Origin of the sequence: Xanthomonas sp. WCS2018Noco2-27, assembly GCF_031843525.1 — a bacterium.
GTDB lineage: Bacteria > Pseudomonadota > Gammaproteobacteria > Xanthomonadales > Xanthomonadaceae > Xanthomonas.
Genome location: NZ_JAVTIK010000002.1, coordinates 97925 through 124856, shown reverse-complemented (window position 1 = coordinate 124856; position 26932 = coordinate 97925). Strand labels below are relative to the sequence as shown.

Here is a 26932-nt window from a genome sequence, read left to right as displayed (position 1 = left end):
AGCTCTCAGTGAGTCGAGCGCACGGTGCTCTCGCCGCTTGCAGGACATGCCATGAATCCGTTCCTGCAGGCTCCCTGGCGGCAAGACCTGCAAGCGATGAGGGCACTGCGCCAGCACGTTGGTGGGTAGATGAATGAAAAAGCTGGCTGCCCTGTCGGAGACCTTGGTTTACTGCTGGTGAAGAATTGCTGCGTGCAGAAGCGACTTGGGCGCGAAACGACGTAAACGTCGCTCGCGCCCAAGCCTGCGCAGGCTGTGCGAATCCGCTTACGCCAACATGCGCACCTTCGGCTCGCGTGCCCACTGGCGGGTTTTTGCTGCGGCGATGAAGGCCTTGGTATCGGCCGCGGGGACAATGCCTGCATCCTTGCCGACATTGCCGGCCTTGAGCAGCAGTTGCGCGCCGTCGTCGAAGGCAATTGCTTTCAGATGCGCCCAGGCATTGCTGACGAAGTCCAGTGCCGCCGATTCGTTGGTCAGCAACTTCGCCGCTTCCGACGACAGCAGCACGGCCACCGCATCGAACACGATCGACGGCGTGCCGGCCAGCTGGCCATCGGCGGCCAATTGCTTGCCATCGCTGAGCTTGGCGCCACCGCGTTTGGGCGCGACGATTTTTACTGTGGCGCCGGCTGCTTCGGCAGCCTTGCGCACGGCCTTGATCGCTGCGGCATCCGAGCCGTCATGGATCAGAATGCCCACCGTGCGGCCCTGCAAGGTGTCCTTCATCTTGCCGATCAATTGCAGCGCAGGCGACAACGGCATGTCGGTGGGCGCCACCGCTGCCGGAGGTGCGGGCGGCAGCTTGCTCATACCCATCCCGTCGGCCACGCGCTGCGCCAGTGCCGGATCGACATGACGCAGATGACCCACGATGGCCTCGCGCACATGCGCGGTGTCGACCTTGGACAGTTCAAACACTAGCGCCGAGGCCAGATGCGCCTGTTCCGGTGCGCTCTGGCTGCGGTAGAACAAGCGTGCCTGGCTGTAATGATCGGCAAAACTCTCTGCGCGCACGCGGCCCTTTGCGCCATCTTCGGCAGGCGTTGCATGGCTGGGGAATCCACGCAGCGCTTCGCGCGGCGCATCGGTCTGCAGCGAGCTGGGTTCGTAGGCGACGCGGCCCTTCGGCACACCCATTTGCATATGCCCATCGCGCTGATTGTTGGCGAACGGACACTTGGGTGCGTTGATCGGGATCTGATGGAAATTCGGCCCGCCCAGGCGGCTCAACTGCGTATCCAGATACGAGAACAGCCGGCCTTGCAGTAGCGGGTCGTTGCTGAAATCGATGCCCGGGACGATGTTGGCTGGGCAATACGCCACCTGTTCGGTTTCGGCAAAGAAGTTGTCCGGCCAGCGGTCCAGCACCATGCGGCCGACAATCTGCAGCGGCACCAGTTCTTCCGGAATGACCTTGGTCGAATCCAGATGGTCGAACGGAAACGCCTCGGCCTCCGCGTCGGTAAACAGCTGCACGCCAAGCTCCCACTCGGGGAAGTCGCCGTTTTGAATCGACTCGAACAGATCGCGCCTCTGGAAATCCGGGTCGGCACCGGCCAGCTTCACGGCCTCGTCCCAGATGGTCGATTGCAGGCCCAGCTTCGGGCGCCAATGGAATTTGACGAAGGTGCTGTCGCCGGCAGCGTTGAGGAAGCGGAAGCTATGAATGCCGAAGCCTTCGATCATGCGCAGCGAGCGTGGGATGGTGCGGTCGCTCATCGCCCACATGATCATGTGCATCGATTCGGGGGTGAGCGAGATGAAATCCCAGAACGTGTCATGCGCGCTGGCGGCCTGCGGAAAGCCACGGTCCGGCTCCATCTTCACCGCATGGATCAGGTCCGGGAACTTCATCGCGTCCTGGATGAAGAACACCGGGATATTGTTGCCCACCAGATCCCAGTTGCCTTCCTTGGTGTAGAACTTTACCGCAAACCCGCGCACATCGCGCGGCGTGTCCACCGAGCCGGCACCGCCTGCAACGGTAGAAAAGCGCGTAAACAACGGTGTCTTTTCGCCCACTTCGGTGAAGATCTTGGCGGTGGTGTACTGACTCAGCGATTTGGTCAACTCGAAGTAGCCATGCGCGGCGCTGCCGCGTGCATGCACGATGCGCTCGGGGATGCGCTCGTGATCGAAGTGGGTGATCTTCTCGCGCAGGATGAAGTCTTCCAGCAACGTCGGTCCGCGCGGCGTAGCGCGTAGCGAGTTCTGGTTATCGCCAACCGGGATGCCCTGGTTGGTGGTCAATTGCGGATGCGAGCCGCCGGCTTTCTGATGCAGTTCGTCGCCAGTGCCGCGCAGTTCCTGCGCGCTGGCGGAACTGCCGACAGAAGGAACCTGTGCGGCTTTACTTGGGGACTTGGCCATGGGGGACTCCACGTTGGCGGGCTGGGATGCTAGCGATCCAGCCGAGCCTGGGAGTGGCGCTGTTAAACGAGTGTGTCTACATGCGAACGAACACTCACACACACACGTCGCGCAACGCAAAGCGTGCGCTACCGCGCGCTGTGCAATGCCAAACACACCACGCGCGTGCTGCGAACATCGCCACATCCGCGATGTGCATTAGGCCGCGTGTGGTGTTTGATCTACAGCAGATCCAGCGGCTGTCTACGTGTTGGTGGCGGGAACGCGCTATCCAGCGTTGCAAGATCCTGCGCGTCCAATTGCAAAGTGCACGCCGCCGCGTTCGCGCTCACATGCGCAGGTGTACCCGATTCGGGAATGGCGATGACCTGGCCGCTGCGGATCGCCCACGCCAAAGCCACCGCGGTGGCGGCCACGCCACGTCGTGCACCGATGGCATGCAACACCGGGTGATCGAGCAATGCGCGGCTACCCAGTGGCGAGTACGCCATCACCGTCACCTCATGCTCGGCGCACCACGGCAGTAGATCGAATTCGATCCCGCGGCTGCCGGCGTGATACAGCACTTGATTGACCAGGCAGCGCTGCCCGCCATCGATACGCCACAGATCCTGCATATCGTCCACATCGAAATTCGAAACGCCCCAATCGCGGATCTTGCCGGCGTCGCGCAAAGCTTCGAACGCAGCGACCACTTCGGCAAGATCGCTCCCACCGCGCCAGTGCAGCAGATACAGATCCAGGGTGCGCACGCCAAGCCGCTGCAGGCTGGCTTCGCAGGCGCGTGCGATGCCGCGCGCGCTTGCATTGCTCGGCAACACCTTCGACACCAGATACGGCGGTTGTGCGCTGTCGATGGCCTGGCCGATCAACTGCTCGGAACGGCCATTGCCGTACATCTCCGCAGTGTCGATCAGCCGCATGCCCAGCTGCTGGCCGGTCTGCAGTGCTTCGATCTCCTGCTGCGGCGGATGCCGGCCCTGGCCCAGGTTCCAGGAGCCCAGGCCAAGCGCTGCGACGCGGCGCCCAGTGCGCAGCAGCACCTGGGGGCAAGGGGATGACGTGGATGTGGACATGGAGCACTCCCGTAACGGTGATTGCATGCAACTGAGCGAAGGCCGGCACCTGAGGCCAGTGACATCTGCGTCATCGGCGTGTCTGGATGCAGCTACGGCCTCGTCTAGGCAGGCTCATCGTTGACCATCGCGTGTGAGGTCCTGCTGATGCTGTTGCAAACGCGCAGGCAGTGGAGCTGCAGCGGCCTGCGCCTGTGCATCCCAGAACGCGCATCGGTGCCGCTGTACGAAGTCGGGCGTAGCGCCGATCCTGTGTGGCGACACCGTCAACGGTGTGTCGCCATCGAAGCGCGGCCACGGCGGTCGCCCGCCACCATTGGGATCGCCAGTACGGGCAAACGCGCCCCAATAGTCCTGCAAAGTGTCGGAAAACGCCTGTTGCGCGGCACTGAACTGCGGGTCGCCACTGAGCACCCAGGGGCGTTGAAACAGATACGCCAGTTCGGAGGCGTGAAACGCGCCCAATGGACGCGAGAACGGCAAGCGCCACAGGCCGTACGGCGCCTGCGGATCGTCGAACTCATACGCATACACCGCAGCATGCGTGCGCAACGCTTGCCCAAGCCGGCGCGTGGGGCAGGCGAAGCCGCCGTCGGTGACGATGTCGGCAAACGCTTCCCAGCGCGACTGCGCCGCGACATCTGCGTAGTGCGCCATGATCGGTGCTGGCGCCGCATACATGCGCTGGATGCGTGCTTCATAACCGCTGCGCAGCGTGAGCTTGCCGATGTAGGACAGCAGTTGGGCAAACAAGCGCCCTTCATCGCGGTTGTTGCCGATCAGGACCGGGACTTGCGCATGCTGCGCGTTGGCAATCGCTTCGGCGGGCATTACCGGCAGTACATCGCCGCCGGCCATCGGCGCCCACGCATCGCTGCCGGTCAAGCCGCGGCGCTGCGGTGTTGCATCGGCCAACGCCTCGGCAGGAAGGTCGCGCAGGCACGCGGCCACATCGCTTGCCCGCTCGCAGCCAAGCGTCTGTGCCATGCGCGTACCGCCGCGCTCGGCCTCGGCGCGCGTCACGCTAGAATCGGATGCAAGACAGCTACCGCTCTGCAGAATCGCGCGCTGAAACAGGCCGCGCGCGCCTGGCGACGCGAGCTGGTAACAGATGCTCCACGCGCCGGCGGATTCACCGAACACGGTGAGGTTGTGCGCATCGCCGCCGAATGCAGCGATATTGCGGTGTACCCAGCGCAATGCGGCCTGTTGATCCAGTAGCGCATACGCGCCTTCTCCTTCGCCACGCAGACTCGGGTGCGCGAAGAATCCGAAGACCCCCAGCCGATAGTTGGGTGCCACCACGATGACATTCTGCCGCGCCGCCAATGCACTCAGGTCGTAGTCGGCATTGCTGCCCAGCTCCAATGCTCCACCGTAGATCCACACCATGACCGCGCGCGGGTGTGCCGGCGCAGGGCCGGGCGGTGCGTAGATGTTCAGCGTAAGGCAGTCTTCGGAGACCTGCTTTTGCCCGAAGCGATACCGCGGCAGGCAGGCGGGCCCGGCCTGCGTTGCATCGCGAACATCCTTCCAGGCCGCTGCCGGTTGCGGTGCATGGAAGCGCAGCGCGCCCACCGGCGGCGCGGCGAACGGCACGCCCAAAAACGCCTTACCGTGTGCGCTGGCCACACCGCGCACCACGCCCGCATCGGTCCGCACCAGCTCGGCACGCGCATCGGGCGCATGCACCAGCGCCGGTACCTCGCCGGGGCGACGTGGCGCGCAGCCGAGTAGCAGGGTGGCTGCCAACAAAAAGGTGCCGAGATGTTTCAGTGCAAGCATGCGCAAGGTTCTGCCATAAGGGGAGGCGTTCGCCATCATGCCCAGCGCATGTGTAGGCGAGGCAAACGCGCGCGCAGTGCGCGCGTGGCATCCGTTGGTAGCTGCGATCGGCGATGGCTCTGAAGCAAAACAATGCAGACGCACACTCTTTGCAAATGCAGTTGCAATACAGGGCGGTAGCTCCAGCAGCGGCTCTGGTAGCGAGCGTGTCGTGGAGACCGCGCGCTCATTGGTCGTGCTGCAACCGGCGTGCAGTCGCGATGAATGTTGCCCCTCTCGCGCATCTGGCCCGCATCGCATGACGCAACAAAAAACCCGGCTGTTTCACCAGCCGGGTTTGATGGTTACCGCGTCTGTCATGCCACTCAGACCTCGGCGTCTTCCTTGTACGCATCCACCGGGATGCAGGCGCACATCACGTTCTTGTCGCCATAGACGTTGTCCACGCGCGCCACCGGCGGCCAGTACTTCTGCTGCTTGAGGCTCGGCAGCGGGAAGGCGGCCAGCTCGCGCGGGTAGGCATGGGTCCACTCGCTGGCCGACACCTGCGTGGCGGTGTGCGGTGCGTGCTTGAGCGGGTTGTCGTCGCGGTCCAGGCGGCCGTCTTCGATGGCGCTGATCTCTTCGCGGATCTGGATCATCGCGTCGATGAAGCGGTCCAGTTCGTGCTGCGATTCGCTTTCGGTCGGCTCCACCATCAAGGTGCCGGCGACCGGGAAGCTCAGCGTCGGCGCGTGGAAGCCGAAGTCGATCAAACGCTTGGCGATGTCTTCGGCGCCGATGCCGCTGGTCTTTTCCAGCGGCCGCACATCCAGGATGCACTCGTGCGCCACCAGACCATTACGGCCGGTGTACAGCGTCTTGTAATGCGGTGCCAGCCGCTTGGCGATGTAGTTGGCGTTGAGCAATGCCACCTGCGTGGCCTTGCGCAAGCCGCCACTGCCCATCATGGTCACGTACATCCAGCTGATCGGCAGGATGGAGGCCGAGCCATAGCTGGCCGCGCTGACCATGCCCACATCGCCTTCGCCGCCCAGCGTGCGCGGCAAAAACGGCGCCAAATGCGATTTGACCGCACACGGGCCCACGCCCGGGCCGCCGCCGCCGTGCGGGATGCAGAAGGTCTTGTGCAGGTTGAGGTGCGACACATCCGAGCCCCATTTGCCGGGCTTGGCCACGCCGACCAGGGCATTCATGTTGGCGCCGTCGGTGTAGACCTGGCCGCCATGCGCATGCACCGCTTCGCAGATCGCCACCACGTCTTCTTCGAACACGCCGTGCGTGGACGGGTAGGTGATCATCAGCGCGGCCAGACGATCGGAATACTTCTCCGCCTTGGCGCGGATGTCTTCGACATCGACATTGCCGTTGGCATCGCACTTGGTGACCACCACCGTCATGCCGCACATCTGTGCAGAGGCCGGGTTGGTGCCGTGCGCGGATTCGGGAATCAGGCAGATGTCGCGATGCGCCTCGCCACGCGAACGGTGATAGGCGCGGATCGCCAGCAGGCCGGCGTATTCGCCCTGCGCGCCGGAGTTGGGCTGCAGGCTCACCGCGTCGTAGCCGGTGCACTCGACCAGCATCGCTTCCAGCTCCTCGATCAGCTGCGCATAGCCGGCCGATTGTTCTGCCGGCGCCAGCGGATGGATCGCGCCGAATTCCGGCCAGGTCACCGGGATCATTTCGGCGGTGGCGTTGAGCTTCATGGTGCAGCTGCCCAGCGGAATCATGGTGCGATCCATCGCCAGATCCTTGTCGGCTAGCGAGCGCATGTAGCGCAGCAGTTCGTGTTCGCTGTGGTGGGTATTGAATACCGGGTGTGTCATGAACGGGCTGGTGCGTAGCAGGCCTTGCGGCAACGCATCGGCGGTGGCCGCGTCCAGTGCATCGATGTCCGCCTGGGCACCGAACAACTGCGCCAGCGCCACCACATCGGCGCGCGTGCTGGTTTCGTCCAGGCTGATGCCGACCGCTTCGCTGTCGATGGCACGCAGGTTGATGCCGGCCGCACGCGCACGTGCATGGATGGCATCGGCATCGATCGCCTTGACGTGCAGCGTGTCGAAGAAATGCTCGCCGACGCTCACGCCAGCGCTACGCAGCGCGGCAGCCAGGATCGCGGCCAGGCGATGGGTGCGACGGGCAATGCGGGTCAGACCATCGGGGCCGTGGTAGACGGCATACATCGAGGCCATCACTGCCAGCAGCACCTGCGCGGTGCAGATGTTGGAAGTGGCCTTTTCGCGGCGGATATGTTGCTCGCGCGTCTGCAGGGTCAGGCGATATGCGGGGTTGCCGGCGGCATCGATCGATACGCCGATCAAGCGGCCCGGCATCGAGCGCTTGTACGCATCGCGGCAGGCCATGAAGGCCGCATGCGGGCCGCCAAATCCGAACGGCACGCCAAAACGCTGCGAGTTGCCGACCACGATATCCGCACCCCACTCGCCGGGCGCAGCGATCAGAGTCAGGGCGAGCAGATCGGTGGCCACCGCCACCAGGCCGCCCTGCGCATGCACCGCATCGGCCAGCGCGGCGTGGCCGCCGATCGTGTCGAAGTGGAGCCGGCCAAAGCTGTCCGGGTACTGCAGCAGCACGCCGAAGCACTCGGCCTGCAACGCTTCGTCCGGGGTGCCAACGCGCAACACGATGCCCAGCGGCTCGGCGCGCGTGCGCAGCAGTTCCAGCGTCTGCGGGTGCACCGCGTCGTGCACGAAGAAGATGTCGGATTTGGATTTGGCCGAACGCTTGGCCAGCGTCATCGCTTCGGCGGCGGCGGTGGCTTCGTCCAGCAGCGAGGCGTTGGCGATCTGCATGCCGGTCAGATCCGCGCACAGGGTCTGGAAGTTGATCAACGCTTCCATGCGGCCCTGCGAAATCTCTGCCTGGTACGGCGTGTACGCGGTGTACCAGGCCGGGTTTTCCAGGATGTTGCGCAGAATGACCTTGGGCGTGTGGGTGCCGTAATAGCCCTGGCCGATAAAGGTGCGCTGCACCTGATTCTTGCTGGCGATGGCGCGAATCTTGGCCAGCGCTTCTTCTTCGGTGATCGACTCGGGCAGCGCCAGCGCAGCCGGCGACTTGATGTTGCCCGGCACGATGGCGTCGGTCAGCGCATCCAGCGAGGCATGGCCGACCACGTCCAGCATCTGCGCGATTTCTGCGTCATTGGGGCCGATGTGGCGTTCGACGAACGCGCTGTGGTGTTCGAGGTCGCGCAGGGAAGACGAGGTCTGGGACATGGCGGGCATCCGGGTCAGGGGGCAGACGAATGGTCGACACGTCTCCCGGCCGGCCCGGCGCGCACAGCGCACCGCGACCCGCCGCAGCGACGGTCTTCCTCGCGCCCCTCTGTCCTTTTGCCTGAGAGTTTAAAAACGCGGCCTGGCCATTGGCCTGCCTGCGTTCCGTGCCCCTTCGGCGCCGGCATCGGCCGGTCTCTCCAGAGTTGTACTGCGGATGGTATCGGGCCTGAGCGATTACGGGCTGTTGCGCCTTCGGCAGCGGCAGTGCCGCTTCTCCCACCGTGTTGCCGGGCCGATTATAGCGTGGGCCTGCGCCACCTGGCGCAACCCCTGGGCCGATCGCACCCAGGCTGCCGCACTTGCGTCTGCTTAACCTTGCAACGGCGAGCGCCTATCATCTTCTCCCTTGTGCTCATCCCGGCGCCGCAACTCGCGGATGCCGGCGTGCGTCCCCCGATGCACCACGTTTCGGATTCCTGCATGACCCCCACCACGCCCTCCACCCGTCGCATGGCGCTGCTGCTCGCCGGGCTGGCGATGTTCGGCCCGTTCTCCATCGACACCATCTTCCCGGCGTTCTCGCGGCTCAGCCGCAGCCTGGCGGTGGACCAGGTGGCGATCCAGCAGACCATCAGCGTCTACCTGCTGGCTTACGGGGTGATGAGCATCGCGCATGGGCCGCTCTCCGACGCCTGGGGCCGCAAGCGGGTGATCCTGGGCGGGCTGGTGCTGTTCATCGCCGGCTCGATCGGCTGCGCGCTGTCGCAGGATCTGCCCACGCTGCTGGCCTTCCGCGCGTTGCAGGGCCTGTCGGCCGGCGTGGGCATGATCGTCGGCCGTGCGGTGATCCGCGACCTGTTCCATGGCCCGGACGCGCAACGGCTGATGAGCCAGGTGTCGATGATCTTCGGCATCGCGCCGGCCATCGCGCCGATCATCGGCGGCTGGATCCTGCTCAGCGGCGCCGGCTGGCCGCTGATCTTCTGGTTTCTGATGGTGTTCGGGCTGGTGCTGCTGATCGCGACCATGCTCTGGCTGCCGGAAACTCACCCGTTGGAAGCGCGCACGCCGCTGCAGCTCAAGCGCTTGCTGCATGACTACGTGCGGATCGGCTTCAACCCGCGCTTCCAGCGCCTGGCGGCGGCCGGTGCGTTCAACTTCGCCGGCATTTTTTTGTACATCGCTTCGGCGCCGGTGCTGATCATGCAGCACCTGCATCTGGGCGAAGGCGACTTTGCCTGGTTGTTCATTCCCACCATCGGCGGCATGACGCTGGGCTCGTTTTTGTCCGGGCGCATGGCCGGACAGATGAATCCGGTGCGGCAGATCCGCATCGGATTCATCTGCTGCGGCGTGGCCGCGCTCGCCAACCTGGGCTACACCTTGTCGGTGGCGCAGATCGCGCTGCCATGGGCAGTGCTGCCGATCTTTCTGGCCGGTGTCGGCATGGCGTTGATCTTCCCGATCCTGGCGCTGGCGGTGTTGGACATGTACCCGCAGCAGCGCGGCCTGGCGTCGTCGCTGCAGGCCTTCACCCAGCTCATGACCAACACGGTGGTGGCCGGCGTGCTGTCGCCGCTGCTCAGTGAACACCCCCGGCATCTGGCGATCGGCATGACCGGTTTTTTCCTGCTGGGCTGGCTATTCTGGCGCTGGGAGCGCCGCAGCGGCCGCCGTCTGCGGCACCGCCAGGCCACCGAGGCAGTGCCTCTGGAGCCGGCCAACCATCTTTGACCCTACAGGAGCCTGCATGTCCACCGATTCCAAGTTGCGCCGCGATGCCCGCAAGCGTGCAACCGAGCGCCAGCGCAACCAGGCCGCCGCCAAGGCCGCGGCCGAATCGCCGATCGAAGCGCATGCCGAACTGCGCGACCAGCAACGCACGCTGCTGGCCGGCATCGTCCGCCGCGACGGCGAATGGGTGCTGGGCATGGATGGCCGCATTGCTGGCGAAAGCACCAGTGCCGCGCAGGTGTTGACGTTGATCATGCGCGCCGCCGAACTGCACGAACGCCAGGGCACCCCCGTGCGCCTGACCTACTCGGACGCGCTGAAAGATGCCGCGCATGCCGAGGCCCAGGCCGATGGCATGGAGTTCGAACAGTTCAAGGCCCGGTTGAGCGAGCGCTTGCAGGGTGGCGCGAAGCTCAATTGAGTCACCCGCGCGGCGTGCCTTGGCTGGCGCGTGGAGGTACGCGGCGTTTTGGGCGGCCACCACCGAGCTGCGGTGCCTGCCAAGGGTGTTCAGCAGGTAAGCCTTCGGTCTTGTGCGTACGCGCTGCCCGGTAGGTGGGTCGCGCATCATCACTGGCTACCCATGCGCCCATCGTTCCCGATCCAGCGCACGTGGCCAACTCAGTGGTCGGCCACATATGTGATCGAACGCGTTCGATCTGGGAATTCAGGTGCAACCACCCAGCGCGTTCTCAGCGCGCCTGCGCCTGTCGCTGCGTTTCCTGCTGCGACACCTGCGCCTGCGCAGCAGCATCGCGCTCCGTGCCGGGTTCCAGCGCCTGCAGGCGCTGCAGGCTGGCGGCCACGGGCTCTTCCTGCGCGGCCTTGGCATCGAAGCTGCCCCGTAGATGCGCTGGCGAGTCGAGTGCTCCCTGCACCACGAAGCCACGCGCAGGATCGTTGCCAAGCACCACGTGATCGACCCGTTGCAAGCCATGCTCGCGCGCGGCCACCACCGCCCCTAAGGCCAAGCGTTCGCTGTCCATTCCTGCGGCTGGGCCGGGTGCGGCTTGCAAGCGTTCCACTGCCGCGGTGGATTGCTGCAGCAGGGCATGATCCGCATGCGCTGGATCGCGCGGATCCGGCAGCGCCTGGGCGACGTCCGCCGGCCGCGGCAGCACGGTGGCATCGACATGCTGCAGCTGGCCGTCGTATTTCCCGTCGGCGCCGTCGGCGATACGCTGCAGCCGCTCGGCGAACCCATAAGGCGATCCACCCACATTGCGGGCCATCGCGATCGCAAACTGCTCGGGCGACTGCGCCGGGGCGTTGCTGTCGCCGACCAGTGAGGTCAGCGCGCTGCCGCCGATCTTGCTGGCGTCGGCGCTGGTGCGCGTCTGTTCCAGCAGCGCCTGCATCTGTGCCTCGCTGAATTCCAGCGTGGTCTTCTGCCCTGGCGCGATCGCGCCGGTGCCTGTCATCTCGCCGCTCAACGCGCTGTTAAGCGTCTGCGCGATCGCCTTTTCCTCACTGGTCTCGTTGCGCCCGCCCAGGCGCTGCAACCAGCCAGGCGCCGCCACATCGCCATCGATCTCGAAACGGTAGCTGCGCTGCTCCACGCGTTCGGTCTCGTTGCCGTCGTAGTGGCGCACGATCGTCAGCGGCACGTTGTCGCCGTATTGCAACTGTTGCACCACGGTGTAGCCGTCCTGGCCCGGTGTGCTGATGCGCACCTGGCTGCCTTGGTTGCGGTTGCCGGCAACATCGGCGCTGAGCGGGCCCAGTTCCAGCTGCAGACGCTGCTGCGAACTGAAATTGATGCGCTCCAGCGTCTGCATCTCATCGACGCCGGGCACGCCCGGTGCAAGCTTGCCTTCGCGTACGAACTCGCCCATGGCCGCGCGCGCACGCGGATCGGCCAGATCGAACTGCGCGCTGTTCACTTGCGACTGGCCCAGGGAGTCGGCGCGCCCGAGCAGGGCCTGCGCCGGTCCGGCTTTGACGCCGAGTGCATTCACCGCCTCGATGGCCGCGTTCGGCCCGGTCACCACACGCACGTGGCGCTCGTCGACGCGTTCGATCATGTAGCTGCGGCCGCTGGCTTCGGTGATCTTGCTCTGCGTGGTGAGCCCTCGCAGACTCGCCGAAGATTCGCGCTGCACAAAGGTTTGGGTGTCCATCACCGCGCGCGCGCCGATCGGAAGGCTCTCCGGCTGCAGCGGATTCACCTGTCTGGCGGCCTCTAGCGGCTGATCGACACCCGGCAGCGTCAGTGCGTAGCGCATGCGCTGCCCGGCACTGGTGCCGGCCTCGATGCTCAGCTTGCTGTCGCCAAGCGTGGATTGCAGCCGCTGTTGCTGGCCGGTCTGCGCGTCGGCCTCAAGGCTGAAAGTGGTGGTCTTTGCGTCGGCATCGCTGAGACTGCCTGCGCTCAGCGAGCCGCCGCCACGCAGGCTGGTCTGGCCTAACGGCTGCGTCGGGCTGCCGCTGCTCTGCTCGCTGGTCTGCGCATACTTTGCCGACTGTTCTGCCGGGTTGACCGAGACGGTGCTGCTCCCAACTTTCGCCGCGTATTCGCTATTGGAGCTGCTATAGGTCGGGTTGAATGCGCGATCGTTCGCGTCGTCGATGACCTGCTTGTTGCGGTCCACATCGCGCGCGTCCGGGCCGGTGGAGGCGTTGCTCATTGGGATGCTTCCTGCATGCTGCGCCTGGGCAGCGGGCGCGCAGTATATCGGCAGCGTTTCAGGCGTTTATCAAAGGAATGTTATGCGGCGGCCTGGGTGATGGCCGCCGCATGCCGCAGGCAAAGTGGCGCGTCAGTGCAATGCGGCAGGCGCAGGCGCATTGCTCGCGGCAGCAGGCGCGGTTGCCTGCCAGCCGCACAATTGGCCCTGATTCTGCTGCTTGAGCCATTCGCTCATCGGTGCGAAGTAGTCCAGCATCGGGCCGGCGTCGAGTTTCTCGCTGCCGGTGAGTTCCTTCAGCGTGGTCTGCCAGGGCTGGCTCGATCCACGTTGCAACATCGACCAGAATTTCTGCCCTGCATCCTTGTTGCCGTAGAAGCTGCACTCGTACAGCGGGCCTTGATGCCCGGCCGCATCGCACAGGCCCTTGTAGAACTGAAACTGCAGGATATGCGCCAGAAAATAGCGCGTGTACGGCGTATTGCCCGGCACGTGATATTTGGCGCCGGCATCGAAGAAGTCTTCGCCGCGCGCGGTCACTGGTGCTACGCCCTGGTACTTGGCTTTGAGTTCCCACCAGGCCTGGTTGTAGCGCTCCGGCGGAATCGAGCCATCGAACACGCCCCAGCGCCAGCGGTCGATCATCAAGCCGAACGGCAGGAAGGCGACCTTGCTCAAGGCCATGCGCATCTGCGAGTTGATCAACGCTTCGCGCCCGGCCTGCTGTTCGCCGACCATGCCGATCGACTGCAGGTACTTGGGTGTCATCGCCAGCACGATGGTGTCGCCGATCGCTTCGTGGAAGCCGTCGTTGGCGCCGTTCTGAAACAGCGGCGGCAGCGGGTTGTAGGCCAGGTCGTAATAGATGTGGCCGAGCTCGTGATAGATGGTGGTGAAGTCTTCTTCGGTGGGCTTGATGCACATCTTGGTGCGCACATCGGCGCCGATGTTCTGGTTCGGCTCGCCGCCCATGTTCATGTCCCACGCGCTGGCATGACAGACCACATCGCGGTCCAGCGGCTTGATGAACTGCGAACGTTGCCAATAGGTGTCGGGAAGCTTGGGCATACCCAGCGAGGTGTAGAAATCCTGCGCGCGCTCGGTCATCTGTTTGGCGGTACGCAGTTGCGCCTCGCGCTCGGCACTGAAGCGTGCCGCCGTCCCGCCGTCGCCGCCGGTGTTACGCGCCAGTACCGCGCTCAGATTGCCCTGGTACTGTTTTTCCAGCGCAGAGGTGATGTCCAGATCGCCGGCGCCGGGGTAGGGCTGCAGCAGATCCCACAGATTGCTCCAGTCCTGCTGCCACATATTGCCCATCAAATGCGCCGGCAACAGACCGCCGGCCACTTCGCCCTTGTCCTTGCCGTACTGCGCATCGAGCTTGCCGCGCGCGTAGCACTGCAGCTGCGCATACAGCGGTTTGACTTGCTCCCACAACCGGTCGGTCTCGCTGGCCAACTGCGCCGGCGGCATGTCGTAGCCGCTGCGCCACATCACCCCGACATCGGCAAAGCCGTTGCCGCGCGCGCCTTCGTTGGCCAGCTCGACAAAGCGCTGGTAGTCCTTGCGCATCGGCTGGGCGGTGCTATGCCAGCCCTGCCAGGCATCGAGTTGTTCGGTGTAGTCGCGGCTGCTGGCCAGCACCTGTTCCAGCTCACCGAGCTGGCGGCAGCGGCGTTGTTCGCCATCGCCCACGCAGTAACTCCCGGCGCCGTAGTCGCCTTCCATCTTGGCGGCGATGCGGGTGAGTTCGGCCAGTTTGGCCGGGTCGCGCGGCGCCGGCAGGGCGCTCATCAGTTTGAGCAGCTGCAGTGCGCGTGCGCTGTCTGCCGACATCGGCGTACCGACGTACTGCTTGGATTGTTCGATCCAGCGATCCAGCTGCGACAGCGAACGCTCGTTGGCCTTGGCGGCCAGCAGCTGCGAGTCGCCGTTGATGTAGGTCGACGACAGCCACTGCGCGGCAGTGACTTCCGGGTAGGCGGCCTTGTACTCGGCGCTGATGCGTGCGACGAACTGGTCGGCGCTTTCGGCAGGCGCGGTGTTGGTCGCGGCCGGTTTGGCTGGCGGCGGGGCGTCCTTGCGGCAGGCCGACAGCGATAACGTGCCGGCGGCCACAGCCAATGCCAGCAACAGCAGACGAGGATTCACGGGTGGTCCTTGCAGTGAAGTCCGGCGAAGGCTAGAGCGCGCGAGGCTTCAGGGCAAGCGGTGCTTCATGGGCAAGCGGTGCCGGTGCGGATGCCACGCAGCGGCAATCGATCCCGCTGTTGGCGGTCCGGAACGCTCAGCCTTTCCCCGTGCACTGCGCAAACACGTCGCGTTCGCGTGCATACACGCTGGTCTTGACCTGCATCAGGCCCAGCACCGAGGGGAACAGCGCATCCTGATCGGTGTATTGCCCGGCGCGATGGCGCAGGCAGGCCTCATCCAGGCCACGGTCGCGCGCAAACTCCGGCGAGAACCACATCACCATCGGCACGTGGGTCTGCTCCTTCGGTGCGATGGCATATGGCACGCCATGCAGATACAGGCCCTTCTCGCCCAGCGATTCGCCGTGATCGGAGAGATAGATCATCGCGGTGTCGTAGTCGGACAAGCCACGCAATGTATGGATGGCCTGATTGAGGAAGTGATCGGTATAGCCGATGGAGTTGTCGTAGGCGTTGACGATGCTCTGGCGGCTGCAGCTGCCCAGGTCGGCGGTCTTGCACACCGGCTTGAAGCGCTCGAACTGCGCCGGGTAGCGTTCGAAATAGCTGGGGCCGTGGCTGCCGAGTTGATGCAACACCACCACGCGGTCGCCGGGCTTGGCACGCACTTGCGCCGCCAGATCGCGCAACAGGATTTCGTCCATGCAACGGCCATCGGCGCACAGCTCCGGCGTGGTGGCATCGTCCAGCTTCTGGATCTCCAGCCCCTCGCACACGCCCTTGCAGCCGGACTGGTTGTCGCGCCACAGCGTGGAGATGCCGGCGTGTTCAAGCACGTGCAGGAACGACTGGTGGCCGCGGATCATGTCTTCGTTGTAATCGCGGCGTCCGAACGGCGAGAACATGCAGGGCACCGACACTTCGGTGCTGGTGCCGCACGAATGCATGTCCGGGAAATTGATCACGCCTGCCTGCGCCAGCTCCGGCGTGGTCTGGCGCGCATAGCCGCTGAGGCCCCAATTCTGCGCACGTGCGGTTTCGCCCAGCACCAACAGCAACAGACGCGGGCGGCTGCCAGCAGCGCGCGGCGTGGCAATGGCATCGTGTTCGATCGGCTGCTTGGGCGCACGCTTGATCGGCGAATCGGACTTGAGGTTCTGGCGCAGTGCGACGATGTAGTTGATCGGCGTGGCCAGGTAACGCACTTCGCGATGATTGCGCATCAACGCCGAAATATCCTGCGACGACAGCATGGTGCCGGCGGCACCCACCACCGCCACCGCCAGCAAGAATCCCACCCGCACCAGCAGCGACTTGCCCGTGCTGCGTGCACGCAAGCGCGTACGCCACAGCAGCACGGTGGGAATCAGGAAGTAGCACACCAGCGGAAAAATCAACCCTGGCGTGAGCAGCTCGCGCGATTCCTTGTGGTCGGTATGCAGCACGTTGCGCAGCATGTCCGCATCCAGATAGACGTTGTAGCTGTCCATGTAGTGCGCAGCCAGCGCGGTGGTGAACAGCAGCAGGGTCAACAGCGGTTTGGCGTTCCAGCGCCACACCAGCAGACCCAACAACAGCGCGTGCACGGCGACCAGTAGCGCCATCAACGAAATGGCAAACCCGATGCTGCCCGGGTGCGTGGCCATTGCCGTGCGCCAGAACAGCTGATTGCAGACCAACGCGAAAAATACGCTCGACAGCAACACCAGCGCTTCGGTCGACACGGTCGGCCGGGTACTCCATGTCAGCGCGCGCGCGCTGGTGCGCCCACGCGGTTCCGGTAACCAGGTGCTCATGCTGCATCCCCCGATGGCAACATCGAATCAGACGTGCGATGTGGCCGAGCCAGCATCACGCAGTACAACCCCAGTGCCGTCAGCCAGCACACTGCCAGCGACCATACATCGTGCGAGAGGAAATGCGCGCCGCGCAGTTGCTGCGCAACGCCGAAAATGAGACCTGCCACCAACCCTATAAACAAACCTGGGAAGCGCCACGCAGGACGCAGCGACAACGCACAGAAATACAGTGCGACCCACGCATACCCGGCACTGGCATGGCCGGCCGGAAAACAACCGGAGGCGGCAATGCCCTGGCGCGATTCGAACAAGCCGATCATCGCCTGCGTGCCGCCATATCGGCTCAGATCCCACGGGCAATCCATAGCGGTCCACGATTTGAGCAACGACACCAGCGAGGTCGACAACGCGATCGATGCGGCCAGATAGGTGAGCGGCCAACGCAGCACGCGCAAACGCGGCCTGCACCAGGCAGCCACCGCCAGAATCACGACGCTGACACCCGCAGAGGTACTCAACCCTCTGCCGATGCGATGAATCACGCCACTGGTAAACCAGTGGTCCTTGAGCAGCCAGTGGCCGCCTTCCAGTCGATACAGCGCATCGGCAATCCATTGGTCGCCGCCCGCGCCCATCAACAACGCGCTGACCAACAGCACACCTGTCAACGGCATCCACAGATGGCGAATAAAAAAGCGCGCCTGCACATCACGGGCGGTGTGCGCCAAAACTGGCGCGTGGACGGGAAGCGTGCTCATCGAGATGTCGGTCTGTGTCATTGCCCGGCATCTTCGAAACCCGGATGTCGGAGAGCGGTCGGACTGAAGTTGCCCAGTCGTTAACCCGACCCCGAGCGTTCAGTCTGTGTCGCCGTCGCTACCGGTTTGTTCGCTGTCGGACGCCGTGGTGATGCAACCGGCGTGCCACGCGGTGCCTGGCACCAATTGCCATTGATTGCGATTGGATTCGCCGATATCGATGCGTTGCGCCGGATCGATACAAGCCGGTACAGCCTGCTTGAGCACGAACAACCAACGTTTTTCTGGCGCCTGCGCAAGCCACGGGCCTGCCTTGTCCCACTGCTGCTGCCAACTCGCCTTGAAGCCGAAGTCGGTCACCGCGCGGTCGGCCTGCAGCAGGTTCTGCTCTCGCCAGGCCAGCATGCCCAGCTCCGCATCCGGGCCGATACGCTGGCCGACGCGCTGCATCAGCCGCGCGGACGAACTGTAAGGGTCCAGCGCGGGCATCAAGCCCAGGCCGTACACGCTCCACAGTGCCGCCGTCATGACCACCACCGCGGTGCCAGCGCGACGACCGCGCGACCACGCCAGCGCCGCCACGCCGACGATGCCAAGGCCGATCAGCCAGAACCCCACCGACTGCAACGACGCCAGCTCCATGCCGCGCTTCAGCGCGGTGTTTTCGGCCCAGTGCAGATGCAGCGCAATGCCGGCACCCAGGATCAGGCCGGCAAGTGCGAGCAGCAGCACATAGCCGGTGAGCAGCACGCGGACACCGCGACGGCGCAGCAGCCCGGCCAGCAACGGTGCTGCTGCCACGCACAGCGCGGGCAGCATTGGAAAGATGTAGACCTCGCGCTTGCCCGGGCTGGCACTGAAGAACAGCAGCACCAGCACGCTCCACGCCAGCAGCAGCACATAGCGCGGGTCGCCGCGACGCAGCCGCCGCCACCACGCCGGCAGCAGCCACGGCAACAACAGGCAGCCCGGCAGCCACAGCGTGGCGATCACTTGCAGGTAGTACCAGAACGGTTTGACGTGATGCCAGGCATGCGCGTAGCGCGTGCCGGTTTGCTTGAACAGCAGCTCATGCGCGTAAGCGTGCAATTGCGGGTCGTCGCTGTGCAGCAGCGCGATGCCCAGCGGCCCCAGCCAGACTGCGGTGCCAGCCAAAAACGCCGGCAGTACCAGCAGCCAGCTACGCCCGGCCTGAGCACGCGCCGGCAGCACGCTCCAATGCCGGCGCGGCAACGCCATCCACGGCAGCAACAGCAGCAGCGGCAGGAAGCCGACGCCCTTGGTCACCGTGCCGACGCCGGCGGCAAACAACCCCAGCGTCCACGCGCGCCAGTCCGGCCCGCGCAGCACATGCCGCAGCAGCCCCCACAGCGACAGCGTGGTCAGCGCCACCAGCACCATGTCGATCTGCGCACGCTTGGCCATCAGGCCGAATTGCAGCACCGCAAACAACGCCAGCACCGCGTAGCCGGCCACGCGCCGGTTCCACAGCCGGCGCGTCATGTCCCAGGTCAGCCACAGCGTTGCCAGCGCGGCCAGCAGCGAGGGCAACAGAAACGCGACCGGCCAGTGCGGCACCAGCTCATAGCTTGCCGCCTGCAGCCACATGAACACCGGCGGCTTTTCCGCGTACAGCTCGCTGCCACGGTGCGGCAGCAGCCAATGGCCGCTTTCGACCATGGTGCGTGCGGCCAGCACAAAGCGCGGCTCATCCGGCGGATTGGGTTGGCGTAGCCCGAGCCCGGCCAGCAGGCTGACGACGATGAGCAGCAACGCGGCAAGCAACGCGCGCCGACGAGGGAGAGAGGCAGAGCTGGCAGGCGACACGTGCATGCCCCGATTAAAAGGGGCCGAACGATAGCTGGCAAGCGGGTCGGAGTTTTGTCGGAGCGCGCGCCGAGCCGCCTGGAGCGGTCGGGTTCGGCTCGGCTCGGTTAGGATGCGCACACCGTCCCTGTCGGGCTGTTCTGGAAACCGCCATGCGGCTGCTGGTCATCGAAGACAACCGCAACATGGTTGCCAACCTGTTCGACTATTTCGAAGCGCGCGGGCACACACTGGACGCAGCGCCCGACGGCATCACCGGCCTGCATCTGGCCACCACCCAGCAGTACGACGTGCTGGTGCTGGACTGGATGATGCCGCGCATGGACGGGCCGGAGGTGTTGCGCCGCCTGCGCGAGCAGCATCAGTCCGAACTGCCGGTGATCATGCTGACCGCACGCGACGAATTGCCGGACAAGATCGCCGGCTTCCGTGCCGGGGCGGACGATTACCTGACCAAGCCGTTCGCGCTGCCCGAGCTCGAAGTGCGCATCGAGGCCTTGCTTGCGCGTGCACATGGCCGTCGTCGCGGCAAGCTGTTGCAGGTGGCCGATCTGCGCCTGGATCTGGCCACCCTGGAGGCCACCCGCGACGGGCAGGTGCTGCACCTGTACCCGGCCTGCCGCAAATTGCTGGAAGTGTTGATGCAGGCCAGCCCGGCCGCCGTCACCCGGCAGCGCCTGGAGCAATCGTTGTGGGGCGACGACCCGCCCGACGGCGACATGCTGCGCTCGCATATCTACGAGCTGCGCCGCAGCGTGGACGGCCCGTTCGCGCAGAAGCTCATCCATACCCTGCCACGGCTTGGCTACCGTTTGGCAGAACTCGATGGCGCCAGCGAACCGACGAGCAGCGATCGCGCCGATGGCTAAGCCGCGCCCGTTGGGACGTCGGGTCATGGTGTGGTTGTTCGGCTACACCTTGCTGATGACGTTGGCGGTGTTCGGCACCGCGCAATACCTGCACGAGCGCGCCGAGCATGGCGTGTGGCGCTCGCTGCTCAACTCGGAACTGGACAGCATCCTGGACAGCAGCGCGCAAAGTCCCGGTTACCACTGGCAGGATTCGGACACCTTGCGGTTGTATCGTCTCGATGGCAGCAAGCCCGTGCCGCCGGTGTTACGCACCTTGCATCCCGGCCTGCATGAGCGTGACGTCGATGGCCGCCCGAGCGCGTTGATGGTGCGCGACACGCCGCATGCGGGTCGCCTCGTGCTGGTGCTGGATATCACCGACTTCGAAGCGCTGGAAAAATTCCTCACCCGCTGGATGCTGGCCGCCGGTATCGCGCTGATCGGCATCACCTTGCTGATGGGCGCTTACGCAATGGCCCGATTGGTGAGCCCGCTGGTGAAGCTGGCCCGCGACATCGGTGCGCTGCGTCCGGAACGCCGTGCGCAACAGATTGCCGTGGGCGCGCAGGGCAGCGCCGAGTTGTACGTCATCGCCGATGCGCTCAACGATTATCTGGAGCGCAACGGCCAGTTCGTCGAGCGCGAACGCGCTTTCATCGACAGCGCCAGCCACGAGCTGCGCACGCCGATCGCGGTGATCGGCAATGCGGTGGAATTGGCCTTGGAGCAACCCGGCACGCCGCCGGCGGTGCGCCATCAATTGCAGCGCATCGCACAGACCAGCGCATCGGTAGAGCAACTGATCACCTTGTTGCTGGTGCTGGCGAAAGACCCGAGCCGGCTGGTGGGCAGCAGCGATACGTTGCGGCTGGATCATCTGATTCCGGACATCGTCGCCGACCACGCGCATCTGTGCGCAGACAAGGATCTGCAGCTGGTCATCGACCCGCTGCCGCCGTGCAGCCTCACCGCCCCGGTTGCCATCGTGCAGACCGCCATCGGCAATCTGCTGCGCAATGCGATCGAAAACAGCGACCGCGGCATTATCCGCATCACCCTATCGGCGCCCGGCATGGTACGCATCGCCGACCCGGGCCACGGCATGACGCCGGAAGAAATCAGCGCGATCTACGCACGCCTGGCGCGCGGCAATGCACGGCAGGGCAACGGCATCGGTCTGGAACTGATCGGGCGGCTGTGCGAGCACCTGGGCTGGAAACTGAGCCTGGAATCCGATGCAGGGCAGGGCACTGTCGCGACGCTGGATCTGTTCGGTGCCGTGGCGGCGATCGAGCCCACACACGCATAGCCATCAGCGTGCGCACTGCCTGCATCGCAAGACGGTGCAGTGCACGGGGCACGCTGCGACGGCATGCTGATCGCGCACGGTGATCTGCAGGCACAGGCAATAGTCCTCAGCCTGCACCCCAAGCCATGCAAGCATCTTGTCCCTTGGTGGGCGCCACAGCGCGCACCGCACCATCATGCAGCCAGCTCAGACCGGCAGCAGCCCGCGTTCGTGCAACCAGCTGCGCGCGTTCTCCGCATCCTGCTCGAACCAGGCACGGGTGGACCCCCGTCGATAGGTATAGCCCCAGGCATCCATGTCGGCCATCAGCCGCGCACTGCCCACGCCCGGTAACTGGTCGGCCAGCAGAATCTGCAGGTAGCAGGTGGCGTCTTCTTCATCCACCGAATCGGTGGCATCGGTATGTACGGCGGCGCGTTTGTCGGCAGGCAGCACGATCAGGTGCCCGGCTTCATGCAGCATCGAATGCACCGGCGTGTCGTCGCGCACATAGACATCGCAGCCGATGATGCCCGCTTCCGGTTCGCCCCAGAAACTGCCTGGAATCGGCGCGTCAGCGTCCACGCGATGCAGGCGCAGGCCATACCGGCCCAGCAAGGCTGCCGGTGCGTCCAGGCCGATATCGGCCACGCACAGCACAGCGGAAGCATCGGATGCGGAAGCAGGATGTGGAATCACGCGCAGTGGCTCGCGGTCGGGCGCGCCGCAAGGCGCGCAGTGGGGCAGAAACCAAAACGGTACCGTGCGAACACGGTACCGTCAGGAGGACAATGCGGCGACCGCCACACAGCGCGTAAGCGTCTACGGGCTGCACGCTGGCGGCAATGACCGCGTTACTTGTCGCCGTCTTCCGGCAGGGCGACTGAAATATCCAGCACGTCGTGCTCGCCGTCCTTGACCAGATCCACCCGCACCGCATCGGCGTCGATGTTGACGTACTTCTTGATCACTTCCAGCAATTCGCGCTGCAGCAGCGGCAGGTAATCCGGCCCGCCACGGTGGTTGCGCTCCTGCGCAATGATGATCTGCAGGCGGTTCTTGGCCGTCTCGGCGGTGTTCTTCTTGCTCTTGAGAAAATCGAGCAGGCCCATGCTTAGCCTCCGAACAGCTTGCTGAAGAAGCCTTTCTTCTCCACGGATATGAATCGCATCGGGCGCTCTTCGCCCATGATGCGGGCGACCGCGTCGTCGTAGGCCTGGCCGGCCGGGGACTCGCCATCCAGGATCACCGGCTCGCCCTTATTGGAGGCGTTGAGCACGTCGCCGGACTCGGGAATCACACCGATGGCCTTGAGCCCCAGCACTTCTTCCACGTCGGTGATGCTGAGCATCTCGCCGCCTTCCACGCGGCCCGGGCTATAGCGGGTCAGCAACAGGAACGCCGGCACCGTCTTGCCTTCTTCGGCCTTGCGGGTCTTGGAATCGAGCAGGCCGATGATGCGGTCGGAGTCGCGCACCGAGGACACTTCCGGGTTCACCACCACTACGGCGCGGTCGGCGAAATACATCGACAGGAACGCGCCTTTTTCGATGCCGGCCGGCGAATCGCAGACGATGTACTCGAAGCCGTCGGCGGCCAGGTCCTTGAGCACCTTTTCCACGCCGTCCTGGGTCAGCGCATCCTTGTCGCGGGTCTGCGAGGCAGCCAGCACGTACAGGTTGTCGAAGCGCTTGTCCTTGATCAGCGACTGCTTGAGCGTGGCTTCGCCATGCACGACGTTGACGAAGTCGTACACCACGCGCCGCTCGCAGCCCATGATCAGATCCAGGTTGCGCAAACCGACGTCGAAGTCGATGACGGCGACCTTCTTGCCGCGCCGTGCCAGCCCGCAGGCCAGGCTCGCGCTGGTGGTGGTCTTGCCGACGCCGCCCTTGCCGGAGGTGACTACGATGATTTCAGCCAAAGGATTTCTCCGAATATTTCTGTGGTTGGGCCGCGTCAATCAAGCGCAGCGATCTTGATCTGATCCTGCTCCAGCCAGACCTGGACGGCCTTGCCACGCAGGTCCATGGGAACATCGTCCAGCACCTTGTAGTGGCCAGCGATGGCGACCAGTTCGGCGTGGAAGTCGCGGCAGAAGATGCGCGCGTCCGGGTTGCCCTGCGCGCCGGCCAGAGCGCGGCCACGCAGGGTACCGTAGATATGGATGCTGCCGTCGGCGATGACCTCCGCCCCGGCGCCGACCGTATTGAGTACGGTCAGGTCGCAGTTTTCCGCATACAGCTGCTGGCCCGAACGCACCGCATTGCGTTGCATGCGGCCCGGCGCCGGGCGCGCGGCCGGCGCTGCGGGTTCGGCGCGTGCCGCCGGCGGTGGTGGAGGCGGTGGGCTGACCGCGGTCGGCTCGTATTGCGCGCGGAACTTTGCCAACAGCGGCACGCCGAGTTGCTGCGACAGCAGGTCGATCTCGCTGGTGCCGTAAGCCAGCGCCACCGGCAGCACGCCGGCATCGCGCAGCCCATCCAGCAGCGCCTTGGCGGTGGCCACGTCCGGCACCTGCGACAGGCCGCCGAAATCCAGGATCACCGCCGCCCGCCCGAACAGCTTGGGTGCGCGGGTCACGCGCTCGCGCATTTCCTGCACCAGGCGCGGCACATCCAGCGTCCGCACGCGCAGGTTGGCAATGCCCACCTGGCCAATCTTGAGTTCGCCGGCCTGTTCAAAATCCACATTCACACTCGACACGCTCAGCTCCCCGTCGATGGGTTGTCGGTGGCGGCGGCATGCCGCGGCCGGCCGACCCACGGCAATTCTTCGGGCAACTTGCCGCCATAGGTCTCCTTGACCCACGGATAGCTGCTCATGTCTTTCATCAGCATGCTCGCGCGCACTTCCACGTCGGGCATGGTGTTCTGGCCGACCTCGCGGAAGCCGAAGCTGCCATGGAACAGCAACGCCGCATCGGCGCCGTGGTCCAAGAACACCTCGCAAGCCAGCTGCGGGTAGCGCAGCTCGGTGTAGCTCTGCACATCGGCATAGAACGCCCGCCCGACGCCACCGCCGCGACGGCGGCTGGCGACCACGATGCGGTCGATATAGAAAAATTCCGGATGACGGTCCCGGAACCAGGCGAAGTTGCTGCTGTCATGGGCACTGCCGCTACCGAACCCGACCAGGAAACCGGCCAGGTTGCCGTCGCGCTCGGCGACGCGGAAATATTCGGCCTGTTCGTAGAAGCGTTGCAGCTTGTTTGAATCCAGCGGCAGGATCGCCAGTCCGGCATTGTTGTTCAGGGCCAGGACGGAATCGAGCTCGTGCTCGCGCACGTCGCGGATGACGATCGACATTGGGACTCCGTGGGGTAACGCTCTCGATCCGAAATCGGATCTGCGTCGGATTATTACATGCGTGGCCTGAAGCGGCGACCCGCCGCGTGCGCCCCGGCGCGCAAGTCGCCTTCGCGCAGGGCACCGCGCATGCGCAAACCCGGCCCTGCTGCCAGGTGCTTGCAGGCGAACACGTGCATGCATGACTTCCGGCAAGAGGGCAGCGGCGGCGCTTGGGCCTAAGATGCCAGCATGTTGGGATACCTCAGTCATACGCGCGTCCTGCGCTTCGCCGGCCTGTTCACCTGGGCGATGATCGCCATGCCGTTGGTGTACACGTATTGGCCCGCTGCCGAAGAGGGCGACCACCGCAGTGCGGCGGAAGGTCTGCTGATGTCGACGGTTTTCGTCGGCTTTGGCGCCAGCTACTTCTGGCTGACCCGTGGATTGAGCGGCGGCGGACACGCCCATTGGTACGATCGGCTGATCCTGCTGCTGCTTACGATCTTCGCGCTGGCGGTCAGCTATCTAAGCGGAACCGGGCTGGGCAGCATCCTGATGATGGTGGCCGCCGGTGTGATCCCGTGGTTGCTGCCGCTGCGCATTGGCGTGGCTTGGTTGGTGCTCAGCCAGCTGGCTGTGCTGCCGGTCTTCTATTACTTGCGCCCGGATTTCACTTTGTTCGCTGCGCTGATGCAGTCGTTGTTGTACGGCGGTTTCTCGATGTTCATTTTCGTGACCAGTCTGGTGGCGCGCCAGCAGACCGATGCACGAGAAGAGCAGCGCCGGCTCAACGCCGAACTGCGCGCCACCCGCGCGCTGCTGGCCGAGAGCGCACGCATCAACGAGCGCACCCGCATCTCGCGCGAACTGCACGATCTGCTCGGTCACCATCTCACCGCGCTTAGCCTCAACCTGGAAGTGGCCGGCCACATCACCGAGGGCCAGGCGCAGGAACACGTGCGTCAGGCGCACACCCTGGCCAAGCTGCTGCTCACCGATGTGCGCGAGGCGGTCAGCCATTTGCGCGACAGCGGCGCCATCGATCTGGAAGCGGCGCTGCGCCCACTCGTGACCCAGGTCCCGTCGCTGGACATCCATCTGGATATCGCCCAGCCGCTGACCCTGGACGACCCCGAGCGGGCGCACGTGCTGCTGCGCTGCACCCAGGAAATCATCACCAACGCGGTGCGCCACGCCGGCGCGCGCAATCTGTGGATCCAGGTGCGGCGCGATGCGGATACCGTGCTGATCGACGCCCGCGACGACGGCCATGGCGCCGATGCGGTGGCGCCCGGCAACGGACTGCGCGGCATGCGTGAACGGCTCAACCAGTATGGTGGCAAGCTGGAAATCCAAACCCGGCGCGGCGACGGCTTCGGCCTGCGCATCTGCGTTCCAGGCGCGCCGGCACTGATGCCTGCGGCCGTTACTCAAGGAGTGTTCTGATGATCCGTGTGTGCCTGGTCGACGACCAAACCCTGGTGCGCCAGGGGATCCGCTCGCTGCTGGCGCTGGACAACGGCATCGAGGTGGTGGCCGAGGCCTCGGACGGCAAGCAGGCGGTGGAGCAGATTCCGCAGATCCAGCCGGACGTGGTGCTGATGGACATGCGCATGCCGGTGATGTCCGGCCTGGAAGCCCTGCAGATGCTCTCGCGCAACGGCACCCTGCCGCCGACCATCATCCTGACCACCTTCGACGACGACCAACTGGTGCTGGCCGGGCTCAAGGCTGGCGCCAAGGGCTATCTGCTCAAGGACGTGTCGCTGGAACAGCTGGTCGGTGCGATCCGCACCGTGGCCGACGGCGGCTCGCTGGTGCAGCCGGCGGTCACTCAGCGCCTGCTCTCTGGCCTGGAGCACATGCGCAACGAGTTCGTCAGCCTGGACCGGCCCGATCCGCTCACCGATCGCGAGACCGAGATCCTGCGGTTGATGGCGAGTGGCTTTTCCAACAAGGAGATCGCCAATTCGCTGGGCGTGGCCGAGGGCACCATCAAGAATCACGTGTCCAACATCCTGTCCAAATTGGGCGTGCGCGACCGCACCCGCGCGGTACTCAAGGCATTCGAGCTGCAGCTGGTCTGACAGCAGGATGTCCCGCCCGGCGCAGCGCGCCGGGCG

Annotated in this window: 20 protein-coding genes and 1 riboswitch; of the genes, 6 read left to right on the top strand and 14 right to left on the bottom strand. The window is 65.1% G+C overall.

Annotated elements, in window-relative coordinates:
* Positions 1-267 precede the first annotated feature (267 nt).
* From RQH86_RS05585 to gcvP, 4 genes are all read right to left on the bottom strand, one after another.
* Positions 268-2373, bottom strand: coding sequence for a catalase (locus RQH86_RS05585; protein ID WP_311239935.1), 2106 nt, complete (start codon positions 2371-2373; stop codon positions 268-270).
* Between the two features lie 221 nt (positions 2374-2594).
* Complete coding sequence (locus tag RQH86_RS05580) at positions 2595-3449, bottom strand: aldo/keto reductase (RefSeq protein ID WP_311239936.1); 855 nt, start codon at positions 3447-3449, stop codon at positions 2595-2597.
* Between the two features lie 114 nt (positions 3450-3563).
* Positions 3564-5234: a carboxylesterase/lipase family protein gene (locus RQH86_RS05575; RefSeq protein WP_311239937.1), complete on the bottom strand. Its 1671-nt coding sequence runs from the start codon at positions 5232-5234 to the stop codon at positions 3564-3566.
* A gap of 365 nt (positions 5235-5599) precedes the next feature.
* A complete protein-coding gene (gene gcvP / locus RQH86_RS05570) occupies positions 5600-8488 on the bottom strand; it encodes an aminomethyl-transferring glycine dehydrogenase (protein ID WP_193552845.1) in 2889 nt (962 codons plus the stop codon).
* Between the two features lie 90 nt (positions 8489-8578).
* Positions 8579-8693: riboswitch (glycine riboswitch) on the bottom strand.
* A 269-nt stretch (positions 8694-8962) separates the two neighbouring features.
* Here gcvP and RQH86_RS05565 point away from each other — a divergent pair.
* Together RQH86_RS05565 and RQH86_RS05560 are read left to right on the top strand one after the other, a co-directional pair.
* Complete coding sequence (locus RQH86_RS05565; RefSeq protein WP_311239938.1) at positions 8963-10216, top strand: multidrug effflux MFS transporter; 1254 nt, start codon at positions 8963-8965, stop codon at positions 10214-10216.
* Between the two features lie 16 nt (positions 10217-10232).
* Positions 10233-10637, top strand: a complete 405-nt coding sequence (locus RQH86_RS05560; protein WP_311239939.1) for a hypothetical protein — start codon at positions 10233-10235, stop codon at positions 10635-10637.
* A gap of 271 nt (positions 10638-10908) precedes the next feature.
* Here RQH86_RS05560 and RQH86_RS05555 read toward each other — a convergent pair whose 3' ends face one another.
* The 5 genes from RQH86_RS05555 to RQH86_RS05535 form a co-directional block, all read right to left on the bottom strand.
* Entirely contained in the window at positions 10909-12843 is a 1935-nt protein-coding gene (locus RQH86_RS05555) for an XVIPCD domain-containing protein (RefSeq protein ID WP_311239940.1), read from the bottom strand.
* Between the two features lie 132 nt (positions 12844-12975).
* Positions 12976-14994 (bottom strand): M2 family metallopeptidase, encoded by a 2019-nt coding sequence (locus RQH86_RS05550; RefSeq protein WP_311239941.1) that lies wholly within the window; start codon positions 14992-14994, stop codon positions 12976-12978.
* 136 nt (positions 14995-15130) lie between these two features.
* On the bottom strand, positions 15131-16792 hold the full coding sequence (locus RQH86_RS05545; protein WP_311239942.1) for a phosphoethanolamine--lipid A transferase: 1662 nt from the start codon (positions 16790-16792) through the stop codon (positions 15131-15133).
* Positions 16789-17553 (bottom strand): phosphatase PAP2 family protein, encoded by a 765-nt coding sequence (locus RQH86_RS05540; protein ID WP_311239947.1) that lies wholly within the window; start codon positions 17551-17553, stop codon positions 16789-16791. Before RQH86_RS05540 ends, RQH86_RS05545 begins: the two co-directional genes overlap by 4 nt.
* Positions 17554-17652: 99 nt before the next feature.
* Positions 17653-19386, bottom strand: a complete 1734-nt coding sequence (locus RQH86_RS05535; protein ID WP_311239943.1) for a glycosyltransferase family 39 protein — start codon at positions 19384-19386, stop codon at positions 17653-17655.
* Positions 19387-19532: 146 nt separating this feature from the next.
* Between RQH86_RS05535 and RQH86_RS05530 the strand changes: the two genes are divergently transcribed.
* Both RQH86_RS05530 and RQH86_RS05525 read left to right on the top strand, forming a co-directional pair.
* The gene (locus RQH86_RS05530; RefSeq protein ID WP_311239944.1) at positions 19533-20249 is read left to right on the top strand and encodes a response regulator transcription factor; all 717 of its coding nucleotides are present in this window, start codon (positions 19533-19535) and stop codon (positions 20247-20249) included.
* The gene (locus tag RQH86_RS05525; protein ID WP_115527305.1) at positions 20242-21540 is read left to right on the top strand and encodes a HAMP domain-containing sensor histidine kinase; all 1299 of its coding nucleotides are present in this window, start codon (positions 20242-20244) and stop codon (positions 21538-21540) included. Before RQH86_RS05530 ends, RQH86_RS05525 begins: the two co-directional genes overlap by 8 nt.
* Positions 21541-21726: 186 nt before the next feature.
* Here RQH86_RS05525 and RQH86_RS05520 read toward each other — a convergent pair whose 3' ends face one another.
* The 5 genes from RQH86_RS05520 to RQH86_RS05500 form a co-directional block, all read right to left on the bottom strand.
* Positions 21727-22224 carry a hypothetical protein gene (locus tag RQH86_RS05520; RefSeq protein ID WP_311239948.1) on the bottom strand — a complete coding sequence of 166 codons (498 nt, stop codon included), beginning with the start codon at positions 22222-22224 and terminating at the stop codon, positions 21727-21729.
* A gap of 149 nt (positions 22225-22373) precedes the next feature.
* Complete coding sequence (minE, locus tag RQH86_RS05515; protein ID WP_005994583.1) at positions 22374-22631, bottom strand: cell division topological specificity factor MinE; 258 nt, start codon at positions 22629-22631, stop codon at positions 22374-22376.
* A gap of 2 nt (positions 22632-22633) precedes the next feature.
* Complete coding sequence (gene minD, locus RQH86_RS05510; RefSeq protein ID WP_055845610.1) at positions 22634-23443, bottom strand: septum site-determining protein MinD; 810 nt, start codon at positions 23441-23443, stop codon at positions 22634-22636.
* A gap of 35 nt (positions 23444-23478) precedes the next feature.
* Positions 23479-24225 carry a septum site-determining protein MinC gene (minC, locus tag RQH86_RS05505; protein ID WP_055845608.1) on the bottom strand — a complete coding sequence of 249 codons (747 nt, stop codon included), beginning with the start codon at positions 24223-24225 and terminating at the stop codon, positions 23479-23481.
* A 2-nt stretch (positions 24226-24227) separates the two neighbouring features.
* Positions 24228-24827, bottom strand: a complete 600-nt coding sequence (locus RQH86_RS05500; RefSeq protein WP_055845605.1) for a GNAT family N-acetyltransferase — start codon at positions 24825-24827, stop codon at positions 24228-24230.
* Between the two features lie 231 nt (positions 24828-25058).
* Here RQH86_RS05500 and RQH86_RS05495 point away from each other — a divergent pair, with 231 nt between their 5' ends.
* Positions 25059-26255 (top strand): sensor histidine kinase, encoded by a 1197-nt coding sequence (locus tag RQH86_RS05495; RefSeq protein ID WP_115553258.1) that lies wholly within the window; start codon positions 25059-25061, stop codon positions 26253-26255.
* Positions 26255-26896: a response regulator transcription factor gene (locus RQH86_RS05490; RefSeq protein ID WP_005990002.1), complete on the top strand. Its 642-nt coding sequence runs from the start codon at positions 26255-26257 to the stop codon at positions 26894-26896. Before RQH86_RS05495 ends, RQH86_RS05490 begins: the two co-directional genes overlap by 1 nt.
* The last annotated feature ends 36 nt before the right edge of the window (positions 26897-26932 follow it).